The sequence below is a fragment of the uncultured Flavobacterium sp. genome (assembly GCF_963974175.1).
Classification (GTDB): Bacteria; Bacteroidota; Bacteroidia; order Flavobacteriales; family Flavobacteriaceae; genus Flavobacterium.
Genome location: NZ_CAXBBR010000005.1, coordinates 1 through 26,297, shown reverse-complemented (window position 1 = coordinate 26,297; position 26,297 = coordinate 1). Strand labels below are relative to the sequence as shown.

Sequence of the window (26,297 nt, the reverse complement as noted above, 5' to 3'; positions counted from 1 at the left end):
ATGAATGAAACCCTTAAGAGATCTATTTCCGGTGCTGTTTATGTTATTTTACTAATAGCTTCCATCCTATTTTCAACAGAAAGTTTTTTCATTCTGTTTGGTGTATTTCTGCTTATCGCTACAGTAGAGTTTTGCAACTTGGTACACATCCATAAAGTAATTCCTTTCATACTTGCCGCTGCGACTTATCTACTCTTTTATAAAATAACAATTGCCACAACTGGCGTACTTTATCAATTAAGGTTTAATAATACATTTGATCTAATCGTGCTATCTGTCACGCTGTTTGTTTTTCTAAAATGCATTCATTTTCTTTTTGATAGTAAAACGGTCAAAATCGATTCTTTTTCAAAATACATTTACCTAATAGGTTACATCATACTTCCCTTTGTAATCATGACAAAAATTCCGTTTGGGATAAACGGCTACAACCCAAAAATCCTTATCAGTATCTTTGTACTTATATGGACCAATGACAGCTTTGCTTATATCGTAGGAAAGTCGATCGGAAAAACAAAATTGTTCGAACGCATATCCCCAAAGAAAACCATAGAAGGTTTTATTGGCGGAGTTGTATTTTGCGTTATTGCCAGTTACTTAATTTCAAAATATTACATCCAGATTGCTGAAGGGAAAATTTTTATTTGGATTATTATTGCCGTAATTGTGGGTGTTTTTGGAACCATCGGTGATTTAATTGAATCAAAATTCAAACGTTTTGCAGGTGTTAAAGACAGCGGAAAAATAATGCCGGGCCATGGTGGCGTGCTAGATCGACTAGATAGTGTTATATTTGTAGCACCAATTGTATTTTTATTTTATCAAATTTTAAATTATGTTTCATAAAGAAGGAACCAAGACTATTTTACTAGGTATTATTTTTACAGCAACTGTATTATTATTATCTGACAATTTTATTGACACTATGCGGCTTAAGAAGCTAGCTCAAATTGGTGCTTTTTTGATATTATTAATCATCTTACAATTTTTCAGAAACCCTAAGAGGTCTGTTATGCTAAATGATAGCCAAATACTAGCTCCAGTGGACGGGAAAGTAGTTGTAATAGAAGAGGTATACGAAGGTGAATATTTCAAAGACAAGCGTTTGCAAGTCTCTATATTCATGTCACCTATAAATGTGCATGTAACGCGCTACCCAATAAGCGGAATTGTAAAATTCAGTAAATACCATCCAGGAAAATTTCTTGTTGCATGGCATCCAAAAGCTAGTGAAGAAAACGAGAGAACAACTATTGTAGTTGAAAACAATACATTCGGTGCTATTCTATACAGACAAATTGCTGGTGCTTTAGCCCGTAGAATCGTAAATTATGCTGAAGAAGGTATGCAAATTGTCCAAGGGACTGATGCTGGCTTCATTAAATTTGGTTCCAGAGTCGATTTGTTTTTACCTATTGGAACTCCAATCGATGTTGTGCTTAATCAAAAAGCAATTGGAGGAAAAACGATTATTGCAACAAAAGGATAATGAATGAAAAAGAATTAGATACTAGGTTTCAGGAAGCTGTAGATATTGCTTCCAAAATGACTCAGGCATCTTTACCACAAGATGTACAGCTACGTCTTTATGCTTGTTACAAACAGGCTACTTTTGGCACTTTAGAACCTAGACAAACATCAACGTATCATTTAAGGGATGCTTTTAAAACTAATGCTTGGATGCAAATCAGTCATCTATCCTCTGATGAAGCAAAAGAGCAGTACATTGAAATAATCAATTCTATTGTGAAAAAATAATACTATCAATGAAAAAAATATCTGTTTTAATATCTTGCTTTCTTATGCTTAGCTTTTTAGTTTCTTGTAACAACAAAAAACTAACAGAAGTAGTGGAAGTTCCATTGCCAACTGCCCAAGAAAAAGTGACTATCGGCTTTCCTGACGATGTAAAAGCAAATAAAGGTTCGTTTCAATTGGAAAAACTACCTTATCCTTATGATGCATTGGCGCCTACAATATCTCCTTTGACATTAGAGATGCATTATTCGAAACATTATCTAACGTATACCAATAATCTTAACAATGCTATTGCTGGGACTGAATATCAAAACCAACCCATCGAAAATATTTTAGCCAAGTTAGACCTGAACAATGCTGATTTAAGAAACAATGCCGGAGGTTATTATAACCATACCTTGTATTGGAAATCAATGGCTCCAAACACAGGAGGCGCACCTAAAGACACACTAGCAAGCGTAATATCAAGAGATTTTGGATCGTACGAAAACTTTGTCACGACTTTTAAAAGTGAAGCAACTAAACAATTTGGCTCTGCTTGGGTTTGGCTGGTTATTGACAAATCTGGAAAACTAAAGGTAACAAGCACTCAAAATCAAGACAATCCATTAATGAAAAACGCAGTTGTTCCTGGAACTCCTATATTAGCTTTGGATTTATGGGAACATGCATACTACCTAGGATATCAATACCGAAGAAGAAACTACATTGATTCTTTTTTCAATGTAATTAATTGGACTAAGGTTAGCGAAAATTACGAGGCTGCCTTAAGGCGAAAATACTAAAAGTCAACACTAATTAAAAAATGCTGATGCACTACCAAAGTAGTATGCATCAGCATTTTTTAGTTTAACCCTGTATTCTGTAGAACTAATCTAATAAAAAGTGTTTTACAATTGGTAAATAAAAGACTCCGAAGGACCAATTTCAACTTGTACCCTTCCCTCTCCATTGCTCACTTCTAACTGAATTACGCTCTTATTATAAAGTTGGTCTGTAATCGTATATTCACCGTCTTTTAAATTCCATTTAGTTATAACATCTTCAGGGATTTTAAGTTCGAAGTTACTAGTTGTAAGCCACGAAAAATTAGTGACCACAATTAGTTTTTGAGTATCTGACCAGCGTGTAAACGCATAAATACCCGGGTCAAAGCCCAAAGTTGATTGTCTGTTCAAAGTTTGAATTTCTTGAAAATCACCCATTAATGCTGAACTCCTAGTAGAGAAATTAAGCAATCTCTTATAGAAATCTCTAAGTGACTTTTCGCTATCCGTAAGTTGACCTCCGTCGAATTTACCATTATTCATCCAGCGTTGATGACTTGGCACTCCAACGTAATCAAAAATAGAAGTTCTAGAATGCGTTCCGAAACCTCCATTTTCATTACCAGCCTCTCCCAATTCCTGACCAAAATAAATCATTGTGGGCGCTGAACTAATCGTTGTGGAAACAACCATTAAAGGTTTTCCTTTTTCTGGAGTACCTGCAAATTCTGGACTAGCCAAACGTTGCTCGTCATGGTTATCCAAAAACTGCAACATATGATGTTCAATATCTTTCATTCCTCGTTGAATGTCAGAAAGCCCATCGGGTAACGAGTTTCCTTGAATTACATCTTTTAATTTATCGTAGGTTTCTACCTTATCATATAAGTAATCCATTTTTCCAAGGCGAATGTAATTGCGGTACTCGCTAGGATTGTATACTTCTGCCAATAAAAAAGCATCTGCATTTTGCATCTTAATCGCTGAGTTCATATAACTCCAAAACTCATAAGGAACCATTTCGGCCATATCATATCGAAATCCATCTACTCCTTTAGCTGTCCAAAACAATGCAATATCCTTGAATTTCTTCCAGGAATCAGGTACGTCTTTGCCTTTCCAAAACTCAAAATGTGCTGTAACTGATTTTGTATCATAGTCAGCTGGAATTTCTGGAAAATCTTTTGAACCGTCTGGACGAATCCCGTAATTTACTTTTACAGTTTCATACCAGTCATTTTTATCTGGTTTTGCCATCCTAGAACCGTTCCCTGTCCATTTAGCTGGAACTTCCGTAAATCTACCATCGCTTAATGGATTTACTTCTCCATTTAAAGGCGCAGCGGTATCCGGCACTTCAAAATGGGAATTTGGAATATAATAGAAGTTATTGTCTTTTGCATATTCAACCGTTCTATCATCGTCAGCACCAAAATCTCTAACTCCTTCAGGATTATTTTTTCCTTCGTATTTTCTTGCAATATGATTGGGTACAATATCAATTATCAGCTTCAACCCTGCTTTATGTGTTCTTGCAACTAGCGCTTCAAATTCATCTAACCGATGTGCTGGATTAACGGCCAAATCAGGATTAACATTGTAATAATCTTTTACTGCATAAGGTGAACCCGCCCTACCCTTTACAACATCCGGGTCGTCATTTGAAATTCCAATCGCAGTATAATCTCTTATCAAAGCATGGTGAGGAACTCCGGTGTACCAAATATAGTTCACTCCTAAATCCTTGATTTCATTAAGAGCTTTTTCAGTAAAGTCATTAAACTTCCCTACTCCATTTTCTTCAATTGTTCCCCAGGGCTTATTATTGGTATTTTTATTTCCGAATAAACGGGTAAAAACCTGATAGACAACTATTTTATTTTCTGCGGTGGTATTTTCTTTTTCTGTATTCATAGGTAATGCTGTAGTCTTACAAGCTGCGGTGACAAGAATTAAACTTATCCCTGTAATAAGAATCGATTTTTTAATCATTTATAGTTAGTATTACTGCCTATGTCCCTTCTTTTTCACAAAAGTAAAGACTTAGATAATTAGTTTCTAAATTTAATCTATTTTTTTAAAATTTGCAGTTCCCCTTGATCAATTAGGACCAATAAACCTCCTGAAAAAAGAACTACAACGTGAGAGTTGGTCTATTTGTTCATAACTTAACGATCGTACTAAAACACTATTAATCAGTAATGGTTTTGAACTTATAAATAAATGCTAATATAGATTAGGATTGTTTCCTTTTTCTTAAATTTGAAAAAAAATAAATCCATTGAAGAAGTCCTTATTTTTCATCTGTTGTTGTTTGGCAATATTAAGTTCAAAATCCGTTTTGGCACAAGCACCAAAAAAAATTATTGTTGAACATTCTGATTTTGCAGATGTTAATCAAGCAGAGATGCCTGACGCCTTTTTACTTACTGGAAACGTGCGAGTTAACCATGATGGTGTAGTACTCACTTGTAATAAGGCCTACTATTTTCAAAAAGAGAATTACATTAAAGCTTTTGGAAATGTGCAATTGGTTCAAGGTGATACTCTATACCTTAACAGTAAATATGCGGAGTATAGTGGTAACGCCAAGAAAGCTTTTGCAACTGGTGAAGCTTTCATGAGTTCTCCAGATGCTACTTTAGCAACGGATACGATAAACTTCGATCGAAATTCTCAAGAAGTATATTACAATACAAAAGGAACAATTATCAATAAAGACAACACATTAGTAAGTAAATCCGGGAAATACTATGTAAATCAAAAAAAATTCCAGTTCCTGACAGCTGTTACAATCACTAATCCTACTTATGTAATAAAATCTAATCATGTAGATTATTTTACAAATTCTGGTCACTCCTATCTTTTTGGGCCTTCGACAATTACAAGTAAGAAAAATTACATCTATACTGAAAAAGGGTTTTATGACACCAAAAGAAACTTGGGCCATTTTCTTAGAAAATCCTATATAAAATATGAAGACCGACTTATTGAAGGAGACAGTTTGTATTATGATCGAAATAAAGAATTCGCTTCGGCAACACGTAATGTAAAAATAACTGATTCCATTAATCGAGGAATTGTAAAGGGACATTATGCCGAAATATATAAAAAACAAGATTCCCTGTTTGTCACTAAAAGAGCGGTAGCTGTGAATTTTGTCGAAAATGACTCTGTCTATATTCACGGTAAAAAATTGATGGTGACCGGTAAAGAGGGCAATCAAATTATTCGAGCCTTCACTAATGTGCGCTTTTTTAAAACAGACATGAGCGGAAAATGTGATTCGATACATTCAAGTTCAAAAACAGCCTTAACAAAACTAATCGGAAACCCGGTACTATGGAACGGTGAAAACCAAATCACAGGAGATATAATGCATCTTATAGGAAACAACGCTACTCAAGAACTTGATTCACTCAAGGTGCTCAACAACACTTTTCTGGTCTCGAAAGACACCCTGGGAACTGGCTATAATCAGGTAAAAGGGCAAAATCTATATGGAAAGTTCGAAGAAGGCAAACTACATGATGTCGATATCGTAAAAAATGCAGAGGTAATCTACTATATGCGGAATGATGCACAAGAACTCATTGGTATCAATAAAAATTTGAGCAGCAAAATCAACCTTATTTTTGAAAATAATGCTGTAGAAACGATTACTTTTTTCAAACAAGTTGATGGAGACATTTATCCTGACAAAGATTTACCAGAAAACGCAAGAAAACTTAGAGGCCTTGTCTGGCGAGGGGATGAACGGATAAAATCAAAAGAAGATATCTTTTCGGATGAAGACAACGAACTCAACGATAAAATGATAAAAGAGGGCGCAACAGAAGATGCAAAAGAAAATGTCCCAATGAAAATCAGAAAGGAAACCTTGAACTACGATAAAAAGAAAAGCCCACCACCTCCAAAAAATGGAAAGAAGGGGAATAAGTAGTTTTCAGAATAAGAAATGTTAAATGCTGCTCAAAGATAAATAGCCTAAAATATGACTGACAAGATTATTTATTGGAATACTGACTCAACAATTATATGGTTAACGGATAGTTTTCCGTTAAAATATTATGGGTTGCTATTTGCCATTGGAGTTTTACTCGGCTATAGCATAGTCAAGAGAATATTTATAAAAGAAAGTGTTCCAGTAGAAACATTAGATACGCTTTTCGTATATGTTGTTGTCGGAACAATTTTAGGAGCCAGATTAGGGCATTGTCTGTTTTATGAACCCGCTTATTTTTTTCAACATCCAATGGAAATTCTTTTACCAATAAAAAAAATTGGAGGAGTTTATAAATTCATTGGTTTTCAAGGGCTGGCAAGCCACGGCGGAACAATTGGGGTTTTGATTGCTATCTTATTGTTTTATAGAAAAAACAAAATAAATCTGTTGTGGCTTTTGGACCGAATTGCAATTGCAGTACCTGTAACCGCTATTTTTATCAGATTAGGCAATTTTATGAATTCGGAGATTTATGGAAAACCTACCAATGGCAATTGGGGTGTTGTTTTTCAAAAAGATGATTTAATTCCGAGACATCCAACGCAGCTATATGAGGCTTTCGCTTATTTTTTAATTTTTATAATCTTACAATTTTTATATAAATCCAACCTTACAAAAAGAGGAGACGGTTTACTATTTGGTATTTTCCTAGTATTATTATTTTCAGCACGATTAGTAATCGAATTTTTCAAAGAAAACCAAGAGGCTTTTGAAAATCAGATGCCTTTAAACATGGGACAAATATTAAGTATTCCCTTTATTATTTTTGGCGTACTGATAATTCTATGGAGACTCAAAACCCGACAAGTAAACCCGATAGTGTAAAAACTATTCTTTATCCTTTTTAAAACTTTAAGCAAAAAACGTGAATCAAGATTTCTTAAAATATCAGGCACAAACTTCTCCCTATCCATTAGGTATGGAAGTATCCTATGCAAAAGGTTCTTATATCTACGATACCAATAATAAAAAATACCTTGATTTTGTGGCAGGGGTTTCGGCATGTACTCTAGGACACCAACCCGCAAGAGTAAACCAAGCTATTAAAGATCAATTAGACAAATACTCACATGTAATGGTTTACGGGGAATATTCCCAAAGTCCGGCGGTCGAATACTGCAAGCTTTTAGCTTCGCTCTTACCTGCTCCTTTAGACAAAACCTACCTCGTTAACTCAGGAACGGAAGCCATTGAAGGAGCGCTTAAGTTGGCTCGACGCGTTACAGGTCGCAGTCAGTTGATTTCTTGTCACAATGCCTACCATGGAAATACGATGGGCTCGATGAGTATAATGGGTTTTGAAGAGCGCAAACAAATTTTTCGCCCTTTGATTCCTGATGTCGATTTCATTACTTTTAACAATGAAGCCGATTTAGCTAAAATAACGACAAAAACCGCAGGTATAGTTTTAGAAACAATCCAAGGTGGTGCTGGTTTTATTCAACCTCATAATGATTTTCTAAAAAAAGTACGCGCACGTTGTACCGAAGTTGGTGCACTTATGATTCTAGACGAAATCCAACCGGGTTTTGGAAGAACTGGAAAACTATTTGGTTTCCAGAATTATGACGTTGTTCCCGATGTTGTTGTAATGGGCAAAGGAATGGGAGGCGGCATGCCAGTGGGTGCTTTTACCGCAGCAACGGCAATGATGGATCTATTGAGTGATAATCCAAAACTGGGGCATATCACCACTTTTGGTGGTCATCCTGTCATTGCGTCAGCCTGCCTGGCCACTTTGCAGGAAATTACTGAAACCGACCTAATGCCTAGAACCTTAGAGAAAGAAAAACTATTTAAATCACTTTTGGTACACCCTTTGATACAAGAAGTCCGAGGAAAAGGGTTAATGCTGGCCGCTATGACAGCTAGCGCAGCAATAACTAATGAAGTGATTTTAAAATGTCAAGACAAAGGCCTTATTTTATTCTGGTTACTATTTGAAGGATGCGCGATAAGAATTACGCCGCCACTTACAATTTCAGACGATGAAATACGTGAAGGTTGCGCAATAATGCTGGAGGTAATGAATGAGATACTTTTGTCGACTACAGTTGATTAACATATAATAATAGCTAAATAAATAAATTGTTTTCTTTTTGTTAATTAAATTGTTCACAACAATTCTGATTTTTCTTCCAATAACAACGAAGGATGCCTAATTTTAAGTAGGCCAAATTCTAAAAATAAAAGTATGCAATTAAGCAACGAAGAAGAAGACTATAACTTATCCCTTAAGAAATTTGAGTCCATGTTGAAAACCAACAAAGTACTCTTTTTTGATTCGGAAGAATTTGAAGAAATTATTCTTCATTATCTCGATATGGGTAAGGCCGCACTGGCAAAAAAAGCACTTAAACTTGCACTGGATCAACACCCTAAATCAACTGGTTTAAAACTAGTTCAAGTAGAAATGCTCGTATTTGACGACAAACTGGATATAGCTGAGAAATTACTCAATGAGCTATATGCCATCGAACCTACGAATGAAGAAATTTTCATTCAAAAAGCCAATATCTACTCCAAAAGAGACCAACATGAGAAGGCGGTGGAATTACTAAATACTGCTTTAGAATATACTGATGATTATGCCGATGTGTATAATTTAATTGGTATGGAATATCTGTTTATGGATAATCTCGAAATGGCAAAACAGAGTTTTATTAAATGTCTCGAAGAAGACCTTGATGATCAATCTGCACTTTATAATGTGGTGTATTGTTTTGAATTTTTAGATCAAAATTTAGAGGCGATTGCCTATTTAAATAAATACATTGATAAAAATCCGTACAGCGAAATAGCTTGGCATCAAATGGGTCGTTTGTATTATGGTGTAAAAGATTATGAAAATGCAATTCGTGCCTTTGATTACGCTACCTTAATCGATGATGAATTCCTTGGTGCTTTCATGGAAAGAGCAAAGGCTTTTGAACGATTAAACAAATACGAAGAGGCGATAGAAAGCTACAGCCGTACCATCGAATTAGACGATGCGACTAGTTATGCTTTGCTTCGAATAGGTAAATGTCATGAGAAATTAGGCAACAAAGTTTTAGCACTTAAATTTTACAATGAAACCGTGCATGAAGATCCTCTTTTAGATAAAGGATGGATTGCCATCACCGATTTTTATGTTCGTCAAAAAAACTATCAAAAAGCGTTATTTTATGTAAATAAAGCCTTAGCAATAGACAATCAAAATCGCTTGTACTGGAAGCGTTATGCTACGATAAACAAACACATAAACTTCTTTGAAGAAGCTGAATTTGGCTTTAGAAAAGCAGTGGAATTTGGCGATCATGAATTAGACACTTGGTTATTCTGGGTTGACATCCTACAATTCTTAGGTGAATTTGAAAGTGCTATTCAAACCTTATTACAAGCATCTGAATATTATCCCGAAGAAAATGAAGTAGAATACCGTTTAGCCGGATTGTACTTTATGATTCAAGATAACACGAAAGCAAAATTTCATTTGAGTAATGGCTTGCGTTTAAACTTTGACAACTATATTATTCTTGAAGATATGTTTCCAGTAGTTTGGACAAAAAAAATGGTTCAGAATTACATTGCAAAACATAAAAAATAAAAATGCAGGATATCATTAAAAAACGCTTTGGTTTATTGGGTCGAAATATTAGCTATTCGTTTTCGAAAGGGTATTTTACCGATAAATTCAAGGACGAGAACTATAAAGAGTATACTTATGAAAATTTTGACATTCAGCATATTGCTGAATTTGAAGACATCATAAAAAACAACCATCAGGAATTAGAAGGAATGAATGTTACCATTCCCTATAAGGAAGCTGTAATGCCTTTTTTAGATAAATTATCAAAAAAAGCAGCATTAATTGGCGCTGTAAATACAATCAAATTTACTAAAAAAGGCAAGTTAAAAGGATACAACACCGATTACTATGGTTTCAAGAAAGCATTAAAGCCATTGTTGCAAAAGCATCACAAGAAAGCACTAATCCTGGGAACAGGTGGAGCCTCAAAGGGTATCGCTTTTGCTTTAGATGAGTTGGAGATTAAATATACTTTCGTCTCAAGAAATGGGAAAGAAAACACGATTTCTTATGAAGAAATTGATGCCGCTACATTTAAAAAAAATCAAATCGTAATCAACTCTACACCTGTGGGAACAAGTCCTGATATCGAAGCGTTTCCATTAATTCCATATGAATATTTTACAGATAAGCATATTGCTTTTGATTTGATTTATAATCCTGCAGAAACGCAATTTCTAAAAAAGGCAAAAGAGAAAGGCGCACAAATTAAAAACGGCTATGAGATGCTCGTTTTCCAGGCCGAAAAAGCGTGGAAGATTTGGAATAAATAAAGTATTCCTTTCTTACATATAATCCTGCATTAAATAACTGTACCGAGGTATAGCCATTTAATGCGGGATTTTTTATTTATATAAATAAACTACTCATTATCAACCCACTAATCCCTAGCCCTGATAGCAGCGGCATCCTTTTTATCTTTAATTTAGTTCAGGATTCTGAACTAAATTAAAGATAAAAAGATATAGCGAATAGCAGGAAATTGCTACAAAAAAGCCTGCTCATCAACCTAAAACCACTATAAATAAGGTAATTATTTTGTATTTCAATATTCCTTTACTATCTTTCGTTTTCGATAAAATAGGAACCTTAAACATTGAAAAAATGTTAGAAGAAAAGAATGACAACCTGCCAGACGCAGATGGAAATGTAGCTAATGATTCAAATGAATCTGTTCAAGTTGAGACCACAATTGCAGAAACCGAAGTGACCGCTACTGAAACAACAGAGGTTGTAGAAGAGAATATTGTCGCGGCTCCTGAAGAAGAAGTGGTTAACACAGATGCTGTAACTGAACATGTAAATCAAAAAGCATTAAACTCAATAGATGATTCTAATGCCGAGGAAAGTGAGGACGAAACTTTAAAAGACCGTCATCATATCCCTATGCAAGATTATGATACATTGTCGATGGAACAGCTTGTAGATGAACTACAAATTCTTGTTGCAAACGACAAGGTAATGTCAGTTAAGGATCATGTTGAAGAAATTAAAAAGGCATTTTTAGCAAAATACAACCATTTTATCGAAGAGAAAAAGGAGGAGTATCATAATGAAAACCCTGATACAACAGAAGATTTTCAATACCATTTCCCTTTAAAAACAAAGTTTGATCAATCTTACTCTACTTATAGAGACAATAAAAACACCCATTTCAAGAGTTTACAAACGAACTTGAAGTCCAATTTAGAAAATAGATTAGCCATTGTTGAAGAACTGAAAGAGCTAATCAATCCACAGGAAAACATCAAAGACACCTTAAAGCATTTTAATGAGTTAAGAGACAGATGGAAAAATGCGGGTTCGATTCCAAAAGACAAATACAACCACGTATGGAATAACTACCATTTTCATGTAGAGAATTTCTATGACTATTTACATCTTGATCGCGAGGCCAGAGACCTTGACTTTAAACATAATTTAGAGCAAAAGCAAAAGATTGTGGCTCGTGTTGAGGAACTTGTGAACGAAGCCGATGTAAATAAAGCCTTTAGAGAATTACAAGACTTACATAGAATCTGGAAAGAGGATATAGGTCCTGTTTCTAAAGAACATCGTGATGAGATCTGGAACCAATTTAGTGATTTGACAAAACAAATGCACGATAAGCGTGAGGTTTTATTTGAAAAACTAAGAGGTACAGAGCTGGAAAACCTAGAAAAGAAAAAAGAAATTATAGCTGCAATTGAAGTTTTGGCAACTGTAAAAGTAAATGCTCATTCGCAATGGCTTGGTCAAATTGAAAAAGTGGAAGCGTTAAGAACTTCTTTTTTCTCTGCAGGAAAAGTACCTTCAGATGTTAACGAAGAAACTTGGGGTGCATTTAAATTAGCCGTTAGAAATTTTAATTCTTTTAAAAATTCATTTTATAAAGAAATTAAAAGAGAACAAAATGAGAATTTAGCCAAGAAAAACGCACTAGTAGCAAAAGCACAAGAGCTACAAGAAAGCACTGATTTTGCTGCTACTACTCCAATCATGAAGAAAATTCAGGACGAGTGGAAACAAATAGGTCATGTTCCAAGAAAATATTCAGATAAAATCTGGAAAGAGTTCAAAGATGCTTGTAATCATTATTTTAACAAGCTAAAAGAGCAAAAAGACGAACATAGCATTGAAGAAATAGAAGCCTTTGACAAGAAGAAAGCCTATTTAGAAACATTGCGTGAATACCAATTGACGGGAGATCATAAAACTGATTTGGATGCTATAAAATTGCATATCGAAACTTGGAAAAATTTTGGAAAAGTTCCTTTTCCTAGAAGGCATATCGAAGGGAAATTTAATAAAATCCTGGATGCCCTATTTGACAAATTGAGTTTGAGCAAAAAAGATACAGATATGTTGCGTTTTGCTAATCGAATGGATCATTTATCAGAAAATAATGATACTCGAAAAATAGAAAACGAAAAGATTTTCTTGATGCGTAAAATTGATGAAGTTCAAAACGAAATTTTACAATTGGAAAACAACATTCAATTTTTTACAAACACGAGAAATGCAAAAAAAGAAAATTCAATTGTTTTAGAAGTTAGAAAAAACATCGCTATTCATAAAGAAAGCTTAGACGTTTGGAAAGAAAAACTAAAACAGCTAAGAAACCTAAAGCAAGAATAAAATAATAAAATATTGTAGATAAAGGCCTCATTCTAGAAGTAGAATGAGGCCTTTTTTATTTCTCCGACTTGAGTATGATAATTATCATTTTAATTTTTCAAAAATCCATCTATTTTTGATTACTGAAAATTGATATCTCATGAAAAACTCTCTAATCCAAAAATATAATGTTCCCGGCCCACGATATACTAGCTACCCTACCGTTCCTTACTGGAATGAAGCGGACTTCGCATATCAAAACTGGATTGATACATTACAAAAATCGTTTACAGAAAGTAACTCCAAAGAAGGCATCAGTCTTTATATACACCTACCCTTTTGCGAGAGTTTGTGCACCTTTTGTGGCTGTAATAAACGAATCACAAAAAACCATACATTAGAAAGCCCATACATAGATGCCGTTTTAAAAGAATGGTCTTTATATTGTAAAATTCTAGGCGAAAAACCAATAATCAAAGAAATTCATTTAGGCGGAGGAACACCAACATTTTTCTCTCCAAAAAATTTAGAAGATTTAATCAACGGTATTTTTTGTTATGCCACAAAGGCAAAAGATTACGAATTTAGTTTCGAAGGACACCCAAATAACACTACGCACGAGCACTTACAAAAGTTATATGACTTAGGGTTTAGAAGAGTTAGTTTTGGTGTTCAGGATTACTCTGAAAAAGTTCAAAAGGCAATACACCGCGAGCAGCCCTTTCACAATGTGGCTAAAGTAACTTTCTGGGCTAGGGAGATAGGCTACACTTCTATAGGGCACGATATTATATTTGGATTACCATTTCAACAAATTGAAGATGTAATTGATACCGTTGAAAAAACAAAATCATTGCAGCCGGATCGATTGGCATTTTATAGTTATGCTCATGTGCCGTGGATTAAAGGTAACGGTCAACGTGGTTTTAAAGATGAGGACTTACCAAAAGATAGTGAAAAGAGAAAGCTGTATCAAATAGGAAAGGAATTACTTCAAGAGAATGGATATAATGAAATAGGAATGGATCATTTTGCCTTAAAAACAGATAGTTTGTATGAAGCATACGAAAACGGCAAACTCCACCGTAATTTCATGGGCTATAGTTCTTCAAAAACACAACTAATGATTGGTCTAGGGGTATCTTCAATAAGTGATAGCTGGTACAGCTTTGCTCAAAACGAGAAAAAAATAGAAGACTATTACCAAATCTTAGAATGGGATAAATTACCTGTTTTCAGAGGTCATTTGTTGACTGACGAAGACCTCATCATAAGAAAACACATTTTAAATTTAATGTGTGAATTTTCAACTCGCTGGACGGATACATCTACTTATTTCAAAGAAATCCCCGAGGTTCTTATTCAACTAAAAGAAATGGAAAAAGACGGACTACTAGAAATGAATAAAGACAGCCTAAAAGTAACAGAAAGTGGCAAGCCCTATATTCGCAACATATGCATGGCTTTTGACTTGCATTTAAAACGAAAAGCCCCAGACACCCAATTATTCTCGATGACGATTTAAAACAAGTCGTCATAAAGTTGAACCAAATTAATTTATATTTTAGTTCAAAGTGTTTTGGTATAATGCCGATATAATAAAACATAAAAACCATTTAAGACTATACACTGCAATTATTGCAACTTATAGCCTTAAATGGTTTTCTTTTTGTTAGTTCACTAAATTCAATTATTCTTCCTTAGTCAACATAGAATATAGTTCGTTATTTTAGCTTTTACTTCGTGTGCATATTCATCAGTTACGACCTCAACATCTGTATTAATACGATGAACTTGATGTTCTAATTCATTGTATTCGTCAAATAATTTTTTAAAATGACTGTCATCCGTTTTTAGTTGATGAATTTTGTCATGAAATTCTGGGAATTCGTGTAATAAATCGTGTCTTTCCATTATATTTATTTTAAATAATTAATAATAGTATTTTAATGACATTGCGGATTTTCTTGTACAAAAAGGCTCATATTTGAAGGAGAAACATAAGGTATCCCTAGACCTAACCCTCTTAAAATAAAAAGTACCCCAATAATAACTGCAACATAAGGAATGACTTTTTGAATTCTGTTTCGAATAGGAATGGTCAAATACGAATTGATGTAAATCACACTACTCATCATGGGTACAGTTCCCAACCCGAATAGAACCATGTACAATACTCCAAAACCAGCATTCTGCATGGCTATTGCACCAAACAAAGCTACGTAAACCATACCGCAAGGTAGAAACCCATTTAATAAACCTATGGTGAATAGTGATTTATAACTCTTGTTTCTAAACTGACTTCCTAAAGTTGTTTTTATTTTAGAAATCAAAACGAAAACAGGTTTAGAAAAATTATATTTTGCGAATATCTTCTCTGGAATCAAAATTACGGCTATCATCGCAATCCCTATAAATATTGATAAATTCTGTTGAATTCCTGCCATAAAAAAACCTTTACCAACCAATCCGAATACAAGTCCAATAGTACCATAAGCAGTCAATCTCCCAATATGATAGGTGATAATTTGAGTCACTTTTTTGGTAGGATTATTTCTGTCGACAGGCAACATCATAGCAATCGGACCGCACATGCCTATACAATGAAAACTACTGATCAGACCGAAAAAAAATGCTGTATATAACATTTGACTCGAATGTTTGAAAGTTGATTATTAATAGTATTGATAATCAACCTTTGTGACTAATTAATGTAAATTGCTTCCTTCGATAAATATTCTGTGCCTTCATATTGCCACTCCATATTAATGTCCCATTGACCGCCTACCAATTTTGATTTAGGTATGAGCAAAGTTGGATTAGATGACGAAATTGGAATTTCAAAATCTAATTTTTTGTTAGACGGTCTATAAAGGGACACTTTTCCTTTAATCTTATTTGGAATAAAAACAGCTGGAAAAACGACAGTTACTCCGGCTTCTGTTTTTGTAAAAACAGGTTTTTCAGCTAAATCATGTGCATTTTGAATCCTCTCCATTTCTTGCTCAAAAACAGCATCATGCTTATAGTATTCTTCGACAACCAATTCATTGTCATATTTCGAATTGGACTGTACTTTAATAACAAAATATAAAATAAAAGCCATGAATAATGCTATAGCGATGGCAATTCCTGTTCCCCAATTTATTTTCATAATACAAAGCCAGCTAACCCCTGAAGGGTAATTCCCGATGGCAAATGAGAATGTTTATTACTATTTATTTCTTGATATAAAATATATTCAATACAAAAACCATAAAAGAACAATTACCTAATCAAAAGTCCTAGGGCTTAGAAAACTTGTTGAACTAGTCACCACTTTTTTACTTCCCTCATAAACCTCAATTTTAAGCGTCGTCTTATCACTTTCCAATAAATACTGATTAATCTCTACAAACAAAGTCCCGTTCTTCATTCCTTGTTTTGGCACTTTGATGGATTGATTTCCTACTAGTTTTAATGATCCTTTAATGCCTACTAATTTGAAATGAACATCATTAAAATCATTGTTTGTTTTATTAATGATTTTATAAGTATAAATATTACTGATATTTTCTCCTTTGTGTTGAAACAATTGTCCCGGTAGTCTTAGGATATTTGCTTCAACGTCATTACGTAGAAATAATAAACCAATTAATATTCCGACTAAAATGGCCAAAATAGCGGTATATCCTTTCATTCTTGCTGTGAATTTGAAAGGCTCTTTTTTCTCTATTTCATCTTCAGATGCATAGCGAATCAACCCTTTAGGCAATCCTACACTCTCCATTATTACATCACATTCATCGATACAGGCAGTACAATTAACGCATTCCAGTTGAGTCCCGTTACGAATATCTATTCCAGTTGGACATACATTTACACATTGTTTACAATCAATACAATCCCCTTTCCCAGTAACTGCTCTATCTTCTTGTTTATTAAATTTTGCCCGGCCTACTTCTTTTTCGCCACGAACAAAATCATAAGCGACATTTATTGATTTATTATCTAAAAGAACTCCTTGTAATCTACCATAAGGACATGCTATAATACAAACCTGTTCTCTAAACCAAACAAAAATAAAATAGAAAACTCCGGTAAAAATAGAAAGCGCTATCAATGTACTCAAATGACTAGATGGTCCTTCTTCAATCATCTTGATCAACTCATCACTACTGATAAGGTAGGCTAAGAAAACATTAGCAATACCAAAAGATATTAATAAAAAGATAGTCCATTTAAAACCCTTCTTTCTGATTTTCTCTGCATTCCATTCCTGTTTAGAAAGTCTAATTTGAGCTCCTCTATCTCCTTCTATCCAAAATTCAATTCTACGGAAAACCATTTCTAAGAATATGGTTTGCGGACAAATCCATCCACAAAATATTCTTCCAAAAATAACCGTAAACAAGATAACAAACACCACTCCCACAATCATAAATAGCACGAATAAATAAATATCCTGCGGCCAAAACGGAAATCCAAAAATATTAAATCGGCGTTCTAAGATATTAAACATCATGAACTGATTGCCATTCACCTTTATAAAAGGATTTGCAATCAGAATAATCAATAAAAAATAACTAACCCACTTTCTATATTCCCAAAATTTACCCGAAGGCCTTTTAGGGAATATAAACTTTCTGTTTCCTTCATCATCGATGGTACCTATGGTATCTCTAAAAGCTTCATCCGGTAACTTTGACATTTTGTGTGTTTTATTTGAACTATTCTTTATTTAACAACCGTAGCGTTATCGTCAACCCAAACCTCACCTTCCGGTGCTTTTGGATCTTTAGGGTTGCTATCTTTTAAAGACAATATATAACTTGCTACTTTCTGCATTTCCTTTGGTTTCAGCGTTCCTTTCCAAGAAATCATTCCTTTTCCATCACGACCTCCATTAACTAAAGTATGGAATACATTTTTAATTCCGCCACCTAAAATCCATTTATCATCTGTCAAGTTTGGACCAATTTGCCCTCCTGCATCAGCTCTATGACAAGCAGCACAATTAGTTGTGAAAATTACTTTTCCTTCTGCCAAATCAGCTGGTTCAGTTAGTAAAACCACGGTCTTCTCATCCATTAAATCTGGAGCGGTTTTCATATATTCTGCGACATCAATTTTAGCTTGAGCCAATTCTTTTTTAAGTTCCGTTTCCTGGTTGTCACCATCCATAACTTCAAAACGAACTAGATAAACTGCGGCGAAAACAATACAACCGTAGAATAAATACACCCACCACGGTGGTAAATTATTATCTAGCTCCTTGATACCATCATAATCATGATTCAGCAATAAACTCCCCTCATTTTCTATTGGCTCTGTCTTAGTAAGCCTTTTCATCAATTTTTTATACCATTCGCTATCTTGAATACTTGAGGTACTCACTTCAGCCATTTCCGCTTTCTGTTCCTCCGTAAGCAACTGATAAGTAATATTATCAATCGCTTTTATTGTAATTTCTATCGCTATTAAAAGAAATAGGAATACTAACAAAAACACCGAAACCATAGGGTATTTTAGAAATGCTGCGCGATCACCTGAGTCGATAAAATATTCCATTGCACCAAGAATGATGAAGAAAATTACCGGTACTCTGACATATGCTGGAATTAATTTTTTCATTTTAATTATTTTGAAATTATACTATTAATTATCGTTCAACGGCATTTGGCTCAATTCATCAATTTTATCCTTTTTATAGGATACAACCCATAAACCCAGTCCCACAAAGAAGCAAAAGAAAATCAATAAAGACAGTATCGGATAGATCTCAACTCCTGCGATGGTTTCCATGTTGTGTTTTATTTGTTCAAACATGATTTTTAGTTTTTAGCGTTATCTTTTACTTTAATATCTGTTCCAAGCCTTTGAATGTATGCGATTAAAGCAACAATTTCTCTTTGATGCATCGGTACAAATTCTTCTCCTCTTGCAGCTGCTTTCTTCTTACTGTCTTCATAACTTTTTACAAAGTCAGGATCTGCATGAAGGTTGTCTTCAATCTTTTGTGATTGTTCTTTAATGGCATTTTTAGCATTTGCAACTTCAGCATCTGTATAAGGAACTCCTAACGTTTGCATCACTTTCATTTTTCCTTCAATATCTGAGATATCTAATGCGCTATTATCGAACAACCATTTATAACCAGGCATAATAGAACCTGCCGAAGTACTTTGCGGACTCCACATATGGTTAAAATGCCAGTTGTCATTGTATTTACCACCTACTCTTAACAAATCTGGACCTGTACGTTTTGATCCCCAAAGAAATGGGTGATCATACACAAATTCACCTGCTTTAGATTGTGGCCCATAACGTTCAACTTCACTACGGAAAGGACGTACCATTTGTGAGTGACAACCCACACAACCTTCACGGATGTATAAATCACGACCCTCTAACTCTAATGGCGTATATGGCTTAACACTTGCAATAGTTGGAATATTAGATTTTACCATTATAGTAGGAACAATTTGGATAACCCCTCCAATTAAAATAGCAATTGTAGCCAATATGGTCAACTGAATTGGTTTTCTCTCTAACCAAGGGTGGAACTTCTCTCCTTTAATTCTACTACTGCTAATTTTTTGTAATTCTGGAGCTTCAGCTAATTCATCTTCGACTTTTGCATTCGCTCTAACTGTTCTTATAACATTATAAGTCAAAACAAACATCCCAATAATATATAAAGTACCTCCTATAGCACGCATCCAATACATTGGCATAATTTGCGTTACTGTTTCAAGAAAATTACCATACGTTAATGTACCGTCAGGATTAAACTGTTTCCACATAGAAGCTTGCAAGAAACCAGCAACATACATAGGAATCGTATAAAGGATAATTCCTAAGGTTCCAATCCAAAAGTGGAAATTTGCCAATTTAAGAGAAAACAAAGGTCCTTTTGTCATTCTTGGAATCAACCAATAAATCATACCAAAAGCCATAAATCCATTCCAAGCTAATGCTCCCACGTGAACGTGTGCAATAATCCAATCCGTGAAATGCGCAATTGCATTTACATTTTTAAGAGATAACATAGGTCCTTCAAAAGTGGCCATTCCATAACCAGTAATCGCAACTACGAAGAATTTTAATACTGGATCTACACGTACTTTATCCCAAGCACCTCTTAAAGTTAGTAAACCATTGATCATTCCTCCCCAAGAAGGCGCCAATAACATAATTGAAAATACAACCCCTAAATTTTGTGCCCAGTTTGGCAATGCCGAATATAATAAATGGTGTGGTCCTGCCCAGATGTATAAAAATATTAACGACCAAAAGTGAACAATAGACAATCGATAAGAATATACTGGACGATTTGCAGCTTTTGGAACAAAGTAGTACATCAATCCTAAATAAGGTGTCGTCAAGAAAAAAGCTACGGCGTTATGACCGTACCACCATTGAACTAAAGCATCTTGAACTCCTGCATAAACTGAGTAACTTTTCATTGGCGATACCGGTATTGCCAAGCTATTGAAAATATGTAACACCGCTACAGTAACGAAAGTGGCCAAATAAAACCATATCGCAACATATAAATGACGTTCTCTTCTTTTTAAAATCGTCCCGATCATATTGATACCAAAAACAACCCAAATCAATGCAATCGCAATATCAATTGGCCATTCTAGTTCCGCATATTCCTTAGATGATGAATACCCCATTGGTAACGAAATTGCGGCAGCAACAATAATTAGTTGCCAACCCCAGAAATTCAGATTACTCAGGAAATCACTAAACATTCTCGCCTTCAGCAGTCGCTGTAAGGAATAATAAACCCCAGCAAACATTGCATTTCCAACGAAAGCAAAAATAACAGCATTGGTATGTAGTGGTCTTAATCGACCAAAACTCAACCACGAAACGCCATCTGTAAGGTTAGGGAATAAAAATAATGTTGCTAATAAAAGTCCGACGGTCATTCCGACTATTCCAAAAACGATGGTAGCGTAAATGAACTTCTTTACAATTTTGTTGTCATAATAAAACTGCTGCATTTCCATAATTAATTGTGTTTTTCTTCTGTTGTTTGTATTTCCTTTTTGGGGGTAATCTTGAGTTCGTCGTCGAATAGCATTCGGACTGATGGCGTATAGTCATCATCATACTGACCACTTCTTACTGCAATTAAAAATGCAATAAAAAATGCCACAGCAACAACTATACTGATGGAGATTAATAAATAAATGACACTCATACCTACAATTTGTGTTTACAAAGGTAACCTGCACCTTTTTTATAAAGTATGACAATTATCATACTTACTTATTATTTGTTAATATTTATCTAAAATTATCTTAATTTCTTAGCGTAAAAATTGCTCATTATTGTAACAAAACTAACAATCGTTATCGTACTCAGTGGCATAATAATAGCTGCGACCAAAGGCTGCAGATGTCCGGTAATCGCAAACGACAAACCCACTACGTTATAGAGTAAAGACAATCCAAAACTCATCCTAATCGTTGTCATTGCCTTTTTAGACAACTTTAAAAAGTAATGTAATTTTTGGAATTCGTTTGCCTCTAAAATCCCGTCGCAAGCTGGTGAGAAAACATTGACATTTTCTGAAATAGAAATTCCGACATTGCTTTGCGCCAATGCCCCTGCATCATTCAAACCATCGCCCACCATCATTACATTTCTTCCTTGTTCTTGCAATTGCTTGATAAATTCCAGTTTTTGCTCCGGCTTCTGGTCAAAAATCAATTCAGTTCCGTAAGGTAACAGTGTTTCTAAAGAAGATTTCTCCCCCTCGTTATCACCGGACAACACTTTGATTTGATATGTATCCTTCAAACTCTTAAACAGACTTTCTAATCCTTCTCTATATTGATTATTAAAAACATACTTCCCAAAGTACTGCTCATTAATAGTAATATGAACCGCCGTTTGCAACACAGTATTCTCGTCTGGACTACCTGCAAATACAGCCGATCCTATTATCACCTCTATTCCTTGAATCTTAGCCCGAATCCCTTTGCCAGTTATTTCTTCAAAATCAGTAATGGCAACACTTTTCATTTCTGGAAGAAAGTCATACAACATCCTACTTAACGGATGATTAGATGCACGAAGTACTGTTTTAATATTAGTTAGACTCTCACTAGATAATGACTTACCTTCATAAGAAATTTGCGCTTTTTTATTAGTGGTTATCGTTCCTGTTTTATCAAAAACAATGGTATCAACTTTAGCCAATTGTTCAATAACTAGTGCATTTTTAAGATAAAATTTCTGTTTACCAACGATACGCAAGACATTACCCATCGTAAATGGAGCAGTTAATGCCAAAGCACAAGGACAGGCCACAATTAAGATTGCAGTAAAAACATTAAAAGCAGTATTTGTGTCGATAAAAATCCAATAACCAAATGCCACAAAAGCAATCAATAGTAACACAGGGGTAAAATACCTGCTTATGGTATCGGTTATACTTTTATGTCTTTGGGCAACAGTTTTCTGAAAAACATCATTACTCCATAATTGGGTGAGGTAACTTTGAGAAACAGAAAACAACACTTCCATTTCTATAACTTTCCCAATCTGTTTTCCACCTGCAAATACTTTGTCACCTGAATTCTTAGTGATAGGAACCGCTTCACCGGTGACAAAACTATAATCGATGGCGGCTTTTTCACTAATTAATATCCCATCAACCGGAATCAATTCCTGGTTCCTGATAAGTAGTCGATCTCCTTTTTCAATATCATAAACAGGAATACTTTCCTCCGAAGAATCACTATTAATTCGAGTAATAGCAATTGGAAAATAAGACTTAAAATCCCTTTCGAAACTCAAGAAACTATAGGTTTTTATTTGAAACATCTTTCCTAACAACATAAAGAATATCAAGCCAGTAAGACTATCAAAAAAACCAGACCCATAATCAAAAACAATATCAACCGTACTTCGTACAAACATCACAATAATTCCCAATGCAATAGGAATGTCAATATTTAGCATTTTAGACCTGATACTTTTATAGGCCGACACATAATAATCGGAGGCGGAGTAGAAAAATGAAGGTAAGGACATGACAAAAATAAGCCAGCGAAAGAACGGTTTATAAGTATCCAACCAATATTCGTTCACATCAAAATATTCTGGAAAGGAAAGCAACATAATATTACCGAAGCAGAAAAAAGCAACTCCTAACTTATACGTCAAACTTCTATCTACATTCTTTTTTCCAGTTTCGTAATTTTCCAGACTAATATAAGGCTCGTAGCCAATGGAACTCAGTAAATAAACAATTTTACTTAGAGAAACAGCTTGGGGATCATACGTAATTCGGACCTTTTTCTCAGGAAAATTAACCTGCGAAGTGCTTATTCCTTTTTGAAGTCGCTGTAAGTTTTCTAAAATCCAAATACAGGAGCTACAATGAATATGCGGTATGCTAAGTGAAACAATAGCCGTAGCCTGTTCTTCAAATTCTAATAACTTTGAAACGATACTTTCGTTTTCTAAGAAATCATATTTGCCTTTAATATCAAGTGGGGTTGCTCCAGGGGATTTTTCAAAATCATAATAGCATGTCAAATCATTGACGCTGAAAATTTCGTACACGGTTTTGCAACCGTTGCAACAAAAATTTTTATCGTCAAAAATAATTTCATCTGCTTTAATAACATCTAAACCACAATGGAAACAATTTTGTGTGTCCATAATTTTGCTCATTTTACCTGATGCAAAGCTCTTAAACGAATGTTAATAAAAATATGATATATGTCATATAAATTCGTAAATTTACCGACCTAATCCCCTCTTATAATGTCAAAATGCGAACAATGTATTGTTAGAGAATTCAGCTCACTGAAAGCTCTTAATAAAGATGAACTGGTAAAACTTGCCGGTTGTAAAACATCACGCATTATCCGAAAAGGAGAAGTCATTTTTGAAGAAGGAGAAAATGTAAATGGAATATTCTGTATTAAGGACGGGGTTTGTAAACTTACTAAATTAAGTCCCAATGGAAAAGATCATATTGTCAAACTAGTCTCAAAAGGAGAATTACTAGGCCAACGCTCTATGATTAGTGAAGAACCCGTTAACTTAAGCGCCGTTGCGCTTGAAGACATGGAAGTGTGTTTTATTCCAAAAACCGAAGTCATGGGATTCTTTGATAAAAACAATCAGTTTTCAATGAATGTAATGAAAACGATATGCGGTGACTTAAAAGAAGCCGATAGCCACACAGTCAATATGGCTCAAAAAACCGTGAAAGAACGATTAGCTGAAACGCTGCTTTATTTACACGAAACCTTTGGAAAAAACGAAGATGACTCCTTAAAAATTCAACTATCAAGAGACGAGTTAGCCAGTATGATAGGGACAGCAACTGAAAGCTGTATTCGTTTACTGTCTGATTTTAATAAATTGGGATTAATCAAATTAGTAGGTAAAAAAATTACTATTATTGACATTAGTAAATTAAAAAAGATCTCCGAATAAACAGCTTCACTATTCTTTTTTATTCATCATAAAATAGTAAACAGGAATTCCTAAAAACACTATTCCAAGTCCTAAACCTGTATTTAAAGTATCATAGACCAATAATGTGATACATATTGCCGAAGTTATTAATACATAAATAGCGGGTACAAAAGGATAGCCAAAAGCTTTATATGGTCGTTCAGTATCTGGTTCTTTTTTTCTAAGAACAAATACACCAATAATAGTTAAAATATAAAAGAGTAAAGACGCAAAAGTCGCATAGGTGAGTAAGTCACCAAACTTACCTGAAACTGCCAATACACAAGCCCAGACACATTGTACCCACAAAGCCTTAGCTGGAACTTGGTTTTTATTTAATTCTGTTGCTTGTTTAAAAAACAAACCGTCTTTTGCCATAGCATAAAACAATCTACCTCCCGAAAGTATCAATCCACTGTTAGCGCCAAAGGTAGACACCATAATAAGCGCAGCCATTACAAAAACACTAACATTACCCATAATCATACCAGCTGCCGCTGCTCCTACTCTGTCGTTACTTGCAAACATGATTCCACTATCAAAAACAGTTGTAGCACCAGGTGTTCCTTGCATTGGTAGTAACGCTAAATAAGCTACGTTTGCCAACACATAAATAATAGTAACAATCAAAGTACCAAGGAATAAACTACGTGGAATATTCTTTTTAGGCTCTTTAATTTCTCCTGCAATAAAAGTCACATTATTCCAAGCGTCACTAGAAAACAATGAATTAATTATTGTTGCTGCTGCTGCTCCTAGAATTGCTGTTCCTGCCAATTTTGTAACCGTTACTGTTCCGTCCGAATTAAGTACCGTTTTACTAGCATCCCACATATTAGTGAAGTTATTCACCAAAACATCCGTTTTTAATCCCACATAAATTCCTAAAATAATTAAAGCGAATAAAGCAATCAATTTAGCCGAAGTTAGAATTAGTTGTACCGCTTTTCCAGTTTTAACCCCTTTAGTATTAATGTAGGTTAATAAAATAATACTCAAAATAGCCAGTAACTTACTGTTTGTAAAAGTTATAGAACTACTAATTTTAAACAAAGTATCATCTAAAAAAGGAAAAAATATAGCGGCGTAACTTGCAAAAGTCACTGCTATTGCAGCAATTACTCCTGTTTGAATCACGGTAAAAACCGTCCATCCATATAAAAAGGAAACTAATCTTCCGTAAGCACGCTGAATGTAGACAAATTGTCCGCCAGCGTTAGGCATCATTCCGGCCAACTCACCATAACTTAATGCAGCAGCCACAGTAATTAAACCCGTAACCACCCATATTATCAACAACCAGGCAGCAGAACCAATGTCACGCGCCATTGCTGATGTTACTATAAAAATCCCTGAACCTATCATAGAACCAGCTACTAAACTAGTAGCATCAACTAATCCTAACGAGCGTTTTAACTCGGTTTTATTTTCCGACATATTCTATTTATATCAATTCAAAAAAATTATAACTTCTTCGCTTCTTCCCAATCTGGAATACTTGAAAATCATAGATTTTCCAATTCCTAATTTTTCGGAAGCCGCTTCGCTTCTTCCAATTTGGAATATTTGAAAATCATAGATTTTCCAATTCCTAATTTTTCGGAAGCCGCTTCGCTTCTTC

Annotated in this window: 23 protein-coding genes; 12 read left to right on the top strand and 11 right to left on the bottom strand. The window is 34.6% G+C overall.

Annotated features, from left to right (window positions below):
• Genes AAC069_RS09785 through AAC069_RS09770 form a run of 4 tightly spaced genes read left to right on the top strand, consistent with a single transcriptional unit; the run spans window position 1 to window position 2,543 of the window.
• Window positions 1–846 carry a phosphatidate cytidylyltransferase gene (locus AAC069_RS09785; RefSeq protein ID WP_339920289.1) on the top strand — a complete coding sequence of 282 codons (846 nt, stop codon included), beginning with the start codon at window positions 1–3 and terminating at the stop codon, window positions 844–846.
• Complete coding sequence (locus AAC069_RS09780; protein WP_339920288.1) at window positions 836–1,489, top strand: phosphatidylserine decarboxylase family protein; 654 nt, start codon at window positions 836–838, stop codon at window positions 1,487–1,489. The genes AAC069_RS09785 and AAC069_RS09780 overlap by 11 nt, the downstream gene beginning before the upstream one ends.
• On the top strand, window positions 1,489–1,758 hold the full coding sequence (locus AAC069_RS09775) for an acyl-CoA-binding protein (RefSeq protein WP_339920287.1): 270 nt from the start codon (window positions 1,489–1,491) through the stop codon (window positions 1,756–1,758). The genes AAC069_RS09780 and AAC069_RS09775 overlap by 1 nt, the downstream gene beginning before the upstream one ends.
• A gap of 8 nt (window positions 1,759–1,766) precedes the next feature.
• The gene (locus AAC069_RS09770) at window positions 1,767–2,543 is read left to right on the top strand and encodes a superoxide dismutase (protein WP_176980590.1); all 777 of its coding nucleotides are present in this window, start codon (window positions 1,767–1,769) and stop codon (window positions 2,541–2,543) included.
• A gap of 105 nt (window positions 2,544–2,648) precedes the next feature.
• Here the strand turns inward: AAC069_RS09770 and AAC069_RS09765 are convergent, their stop codons facing one another.
• Window positions 2,649–4,517, bottom strand: a complete 1,869-nt coding sequence (locus AAC069_RS09765; protein ID WP_339920286.1) for an alpha-amylase family protein — start codon at window positions 4,515–4,517, stop codon at window positions 2,649–2,651.
• 322 nt (window positions 4,518–4,839) lie between these two features.
• On the opposite strand from AAC069_RS09765, the gene AAC069_RS09760 reads away from it, so the two are divergent.
• The 7 genes from AAC069_RS09760 (at window position 4,840) to hemN (ending at window position 14,723) form a co-directional block, all read left to right on the top strand.
• Window positions 4,840–6,468 carry an OstA-like protein gene (locus AAC069_RS09760; protein ID WP_339920285.1) on the top strand — a complete coding sequence of 543 codons (1,629 nt, stop codon included), beginning with the start codon at window positions 4,840–4,842 and terminating at the stop codon, window positions 6,466–6,468.
• Between the two features lie 51 nt (window positions 6,469–6,519).
• The gene (gene lgt / locus AAC069_RS09755; protein ID WP_339920284.1) at window positions 6,520–7,356 is read left to right on the top strand and encodes a prolipoprotein diacylglyceryl transferase; all 837 of its coding nucleotides are present in this window, start codon (window positions 6,520–6,522) and stop codon (window positions 7,354–7,356) included.
• A 40-nt stretch (window positions 7,357–7,396) separates the two neighbouring features.
• Window positions 7,397–8,593 carry an aspartate aminotransferase family protein gene (locus tag AAC069_RS09750; RefSeq protein ID WP_339920283.1) on the top strand — a complete coding sequence of 399 codons (1,197 nt, stop codon included), beginning with the start codon at window positions 7,397–7,399 and terminating at the stop codon, window positions 8,591–8,593.
• 132 nt (window positions 8,594–8,725) lie between these two features.
• Entirely contained in the window at window positions 8,726–10,120 is a 1,395-nt protein-coding gene (locus AAC069_RS09745; protein ID WP_339920282.1) for a tetratricopeptide repeat protein, read from the top strand.
• A gap of 2 nt (window positions 10,121–10,122) precedes the next feature.
• Window positions 10,123–10,875 carry a shikimate dehydrogenase gene (locus AAC069_RS09740; RefSeq protein ID WP_339920281.1) on the top strand — a complete coding sequence of 251 codons (753 nt, stop codon included), beginning with the start codon at window positions 10,123–10,125 and terminating at the stop codon, window positions 10,873–10,875.
• A gap of 331 nt (window positions 10,876–11,206) precedes the next feature.
• Window positions 11,207–13,219: a DUF349 domain-containing protein gene (locus AAC069_RS09735; protein ID WP_339920280.1), complete on the top strand. Its 2,013-nt coding sequence runs from the start codon at window positions 11,207–11,209 to the stop codon at window positions 13,217–13,219.
• A gap of 139 nt (window positions 13,220–13,358) precedes the next feature.
• The gene (gene hemN, locus AAC069_RS09730; RefSeq protein ID WP_339920279.1) at window positions 13,359–14,723 is read left to right on the top strand and encodes an oxygen-independent coproporphyrinogen III oxidase; all 1,365 of its coding nucleotides are present in this window, start codon (window positions 13,359–13,361) and stop codon (window positions 14,721–14,723) included.
• Between the two features lie 179 nt (window positions 14,724–14,902).
• Here the strand turns inward: hemN and AAC069_RS09725 are convergent, their stop codons facing one another.
• The 9 genes from AAC069_RS09725 to AAC069_RS09685 all read right to left on the bottom strand — a co-directional run bounded on the left by AAC069_RS09725 (window position 14,903) and on the right by AAC069_RS09685 (window position 23,869).
• Complete coding sequence (locus tag AAC069_RS09725; RefSeq protein ID WP_339920278.1) at window positions 14,903–15,112, bottom strand: DUF465 domain-containing protein; 210 nt, start codon at window positions 15,110–15,112, stop codon at window positions 14,903–14,905.
• Window positions 15,113–15,144: 32 nt separating this feature from the next.
• Complete coding sequence (locus tag AAC069_RS09720) at window positions 15,145–15,846, bottom strand: sulfite exporter TauE/SafE family protein (protein ID WP_339920277.1); 702 nt, start codon at window positions 15,844–15,846, stop codon at window positions 15,145–15,147.
• Window positions 15,847–15,902: 56 nt separating this feature from the next.
• On the bottom strand, window positions 15,903–16,352 hold the full coding sequence (locus tag AAC069_RS09715; protein ID WP_091087481.1) for a FixH family protein: 450 nt from the start codon (window positions 16,350–16,352) through the stop codon (window positions 15,903–15,905).
• Window positions 16,353–16,469: 117 nt separating this feature from the next.
• Window positions 16,470–17,888, bottom strand: a complete 1,419-nt coding sequence (gene ccoG, locus AAC069_RS09710; RefSeq protein ID WP_339920276.1) for a cytochrome c oxidase accessory protein CcoG — start codon at window positions 17,886–17,888, stop codon at window positions 16,470–16,472.
• Window positions 17,889–17,914: 26 nt separating this feature from the next.
• Complete coding sequence (locus AAC069_RS09705; protein ID WP_339920275.1) at window positions 17,915–18,811, bottom strand: cbb3-type cytochrome c oxidase N-terminal domain-containing protein; 897 nt, start codon at window positions 18,809–18,811, stop codon at window positions 17,915–17,917.
• A gap of 24 nt (window positions 18,812–18,835) precedes the next feature.
• A complete protein-coding gene (locus tag AAC069_RS09700; RefSeq protein ID WP_339920274.1) occupies window positions 18,836–19,006 on the bottom strand; it encodes a CcoQ/FixQ family Cbb3-type cytochrome c oxidase assembly chaperone in 171 nt (56 codons plus the stop codon).
• Between the two features lie 5 nt (window positions 19,007–19,011).
• Entirely contained in the window at window positions 19,012–21,201 is a 2,190-nt protein-coding gene (gene ccoN / locus AAC069_RS09695; protein ID WP_339920273.1) for a cytochrome-c oxidase, cbb3-type subunit I, read from the bottom strand.
• A 2-nt stretch (window positions 21,202–21,203) separates the two neighbouring features.
• Entirely contained in the window at window positions 21,204–21,395 is a 192-nt protein-coding gene (gene ccoS / locus AAC069_RS09690) for a cbb3-type cytochrome oxidase assembly protein CcoS (protein WP_091087498.1), read from the bottom strand.
• 95 nt (window positions 21,396–21,490) lie between these two features.
• A complete protein-coding gene (locus AAC069_RS09685; RefSeq protein ID WP_339920272.1) occupies window positions 21,491–23,869 on the bottom strand; it encodes a heavy metal translocating P-type ATPase metal-binding domain-containing protein in 2,379 nt (792 codons plus the stop codon).
• Window positions 23,870–23,974: 105 nt separating this feature from the next.
• Here AAC069_RS09685 and AAC069_RS09680 point away from each other — a divergent pair, with 105 nt between their 5' ends.
• Window positions 23,975–24,655 (top strand): Crp/Fnr family transcriptional regulator, encoded by a 681-nt coding sequence (locus AAC069_RS09680; protein ID WP_339920271.1) that lies wholly within the window; start codon window positions 23,975–23,977, stop codon window positions 24,653–24,655.
• Between the two features lie 9 nt (window positions 24,656–24,664).
• Here AAC069_RS09680 and AAC069_RS09675 read toward each other — a convergent pair whose 3' ends face one another.
• On the bottom strand, window positions 24,665–26,113 hold the full coding sequence (locus AAC069_RS09675; RefSeq protein WP_339920270.1) for an amino acid permease: 1,449 nt from the start codon (window positions 26,111–26,113) through the stop codon (window positions 24,665–24,667).
• Between the last annotated feature and the right edge of the window lie 184 nt (window positions 26,114–26,297).

What these genes read in the sequence shown, in the direction of transcription:
- AAC069_RS09785 (WP_339920289.1), top strand. Translation starts at nt 1, where the DNA reads ATGAATGAAACCCTTAAGAGATCTATTTCCGGTGCTGTTTATGTTATT.
- AAC069_RS09780 (WP_339920288.1), top strand. Translation starts at nt 836, where the DNA reads ATGTTTCATAAAGAAGGAACCAAGACTATTTTACTAGGTATTATTTTT.
- AAC069_RS09775 (WP_339920287.1), top strand. Translation starts at nt 1,489, where the DNA reads ATGAATGAAAAAGAATTAGATACTAGGTTTCAGGAAGCTGTAGATATT.
- AAC069_RS09770 (WP_176980590.1), top strand. Translation starts at nt 1,767, where the DNA reads ATGAAAAAAATATCTGTTTTAATATCTTGCTTTCTTATGCTTAGCTTT.
- AAC069_RS09765 (WP_339920286.1), bottom strand. Translation starts at nt 4,517, where the DNA reads ATGATTAAAAAATCGATTCTTATTACAGGGATAAGTTTAATTCTTGTC.
- lgt (WP_339920284.1), top strand. Translation starts at nt 6,520, where the DNA reads ATGACTGACAAGATTATTTATTGGAATACTGACTCAACAATTATATGG.
- AAC069_RS09745 (WP_339920282.1), top strand. Translation starts at nt 8,726, where the DNA reads ATGCAATTAAGCAACGAAGAAGAAGACTATAACTTATCCCTTAAGAAA.
- AAC069_RS09740 (WP_339920281.1), top strand. Translation starts at nt 10,123, where the DNA reads ATGCAGGATATCATTAAAAAACGCTTTGGTTTATTGGGTCGAAATATT.
- AAC069_RS09735 (WP_339920280.1), top strand. Translation starts at nt 11,207, where the DNA reads ATGTTAGAAGAAAAGAATGACAACCTGCCAGACGCAGATGGAAATGTA.
- hemN (WP_339920279.1), top strand. Translation starts at nt 13,359, where the DNA reads ATGAAAAACTCTCTAATCCAAAAATATAATGTTCCCGGCCCACGATAT.
- AAC069_RS09725 (WP_339920278.1), bottom strand. Translation starts at nt 15,112, where the DNA reads ATGGAAAGACACGATTTATTACACGAATTCCCAGAATTTCATGACAAA.
- AAC069_RS09720 (WP_339920277.1), bottom strand. Translation starts at nt 15,846, where the DNA reads ATGTTATATACAGCATTTTTTTTCGGTCTGATCAGTAGTTTTCATTGT.
- AAC069_RS09715 (WP_091087481.1), bottom strand. Translation starts at nt 16,352, where the DNA reads ATGAAAATAAATTGGGGAACAGGAATTGCCATCGCTATAGCATTATTC.
- ccoG (WP_339920276.1), bottom strand. Translation starts at nt 17,888, where the DNA reads ATGTCAAAGTTACCGGATGAAGCTTTTAGAGATACCATAGGTACCATC.
- AAC069_RS09705 (WP_339920275.1), bottom strand. Translation starts at nt 18,811, where the DNA reads ATGAAAAAATTAATTCCAGCATATGTCAGAGTACCGGTAATTTTCTTC.
- AAC069_RS09700 (WP_339920274.1), bottom strand. Translation starts at nt 19,006, where the DNA reads ATGTTTGAACAAATAAAACACAACATGGAAACCATCGCAGGAGTTGAG.
- ccoN (WP_339920273.1), bottom strand. Translation starts at nt 21,201, where the DNA reads ATGGAAATGCAGCAGTTTTATTATGACAACAAAATTGTAAAGAAGTTC.
- ccoS (WP_091087498.1), bottom strand. Translation starts at nt 21,395, where the DNA reads ATGAGTGTCATTTATTTATTAATCTCCATCAGTATAGTTGTTGCTGTG.
- AAC069_RS09685 (WP_339920272.1), bottom strand. Translation starts at nt 23,869, where the DNA reads ATGGACACACAAAATTGTTTCCATTGTGGTTTAGATGTTATTAAAGCA.
- AAC069_RS09680 (WP_339920271.1), top strand. Translation starts at nt 23,975, where the DNA reads ATGTCAAAATGCGAACAATGTATTGTTAGAGAATTCAGCTCACTGAAA.
- AAC069_RS09675 (WP_339920270.1), bottom strand. Translation starts at nt 26,113, where the DNA reads ATGTCGGAAAATAAAACCGAGTTAAAACGCTCGTTAGGATTAGTTGAT.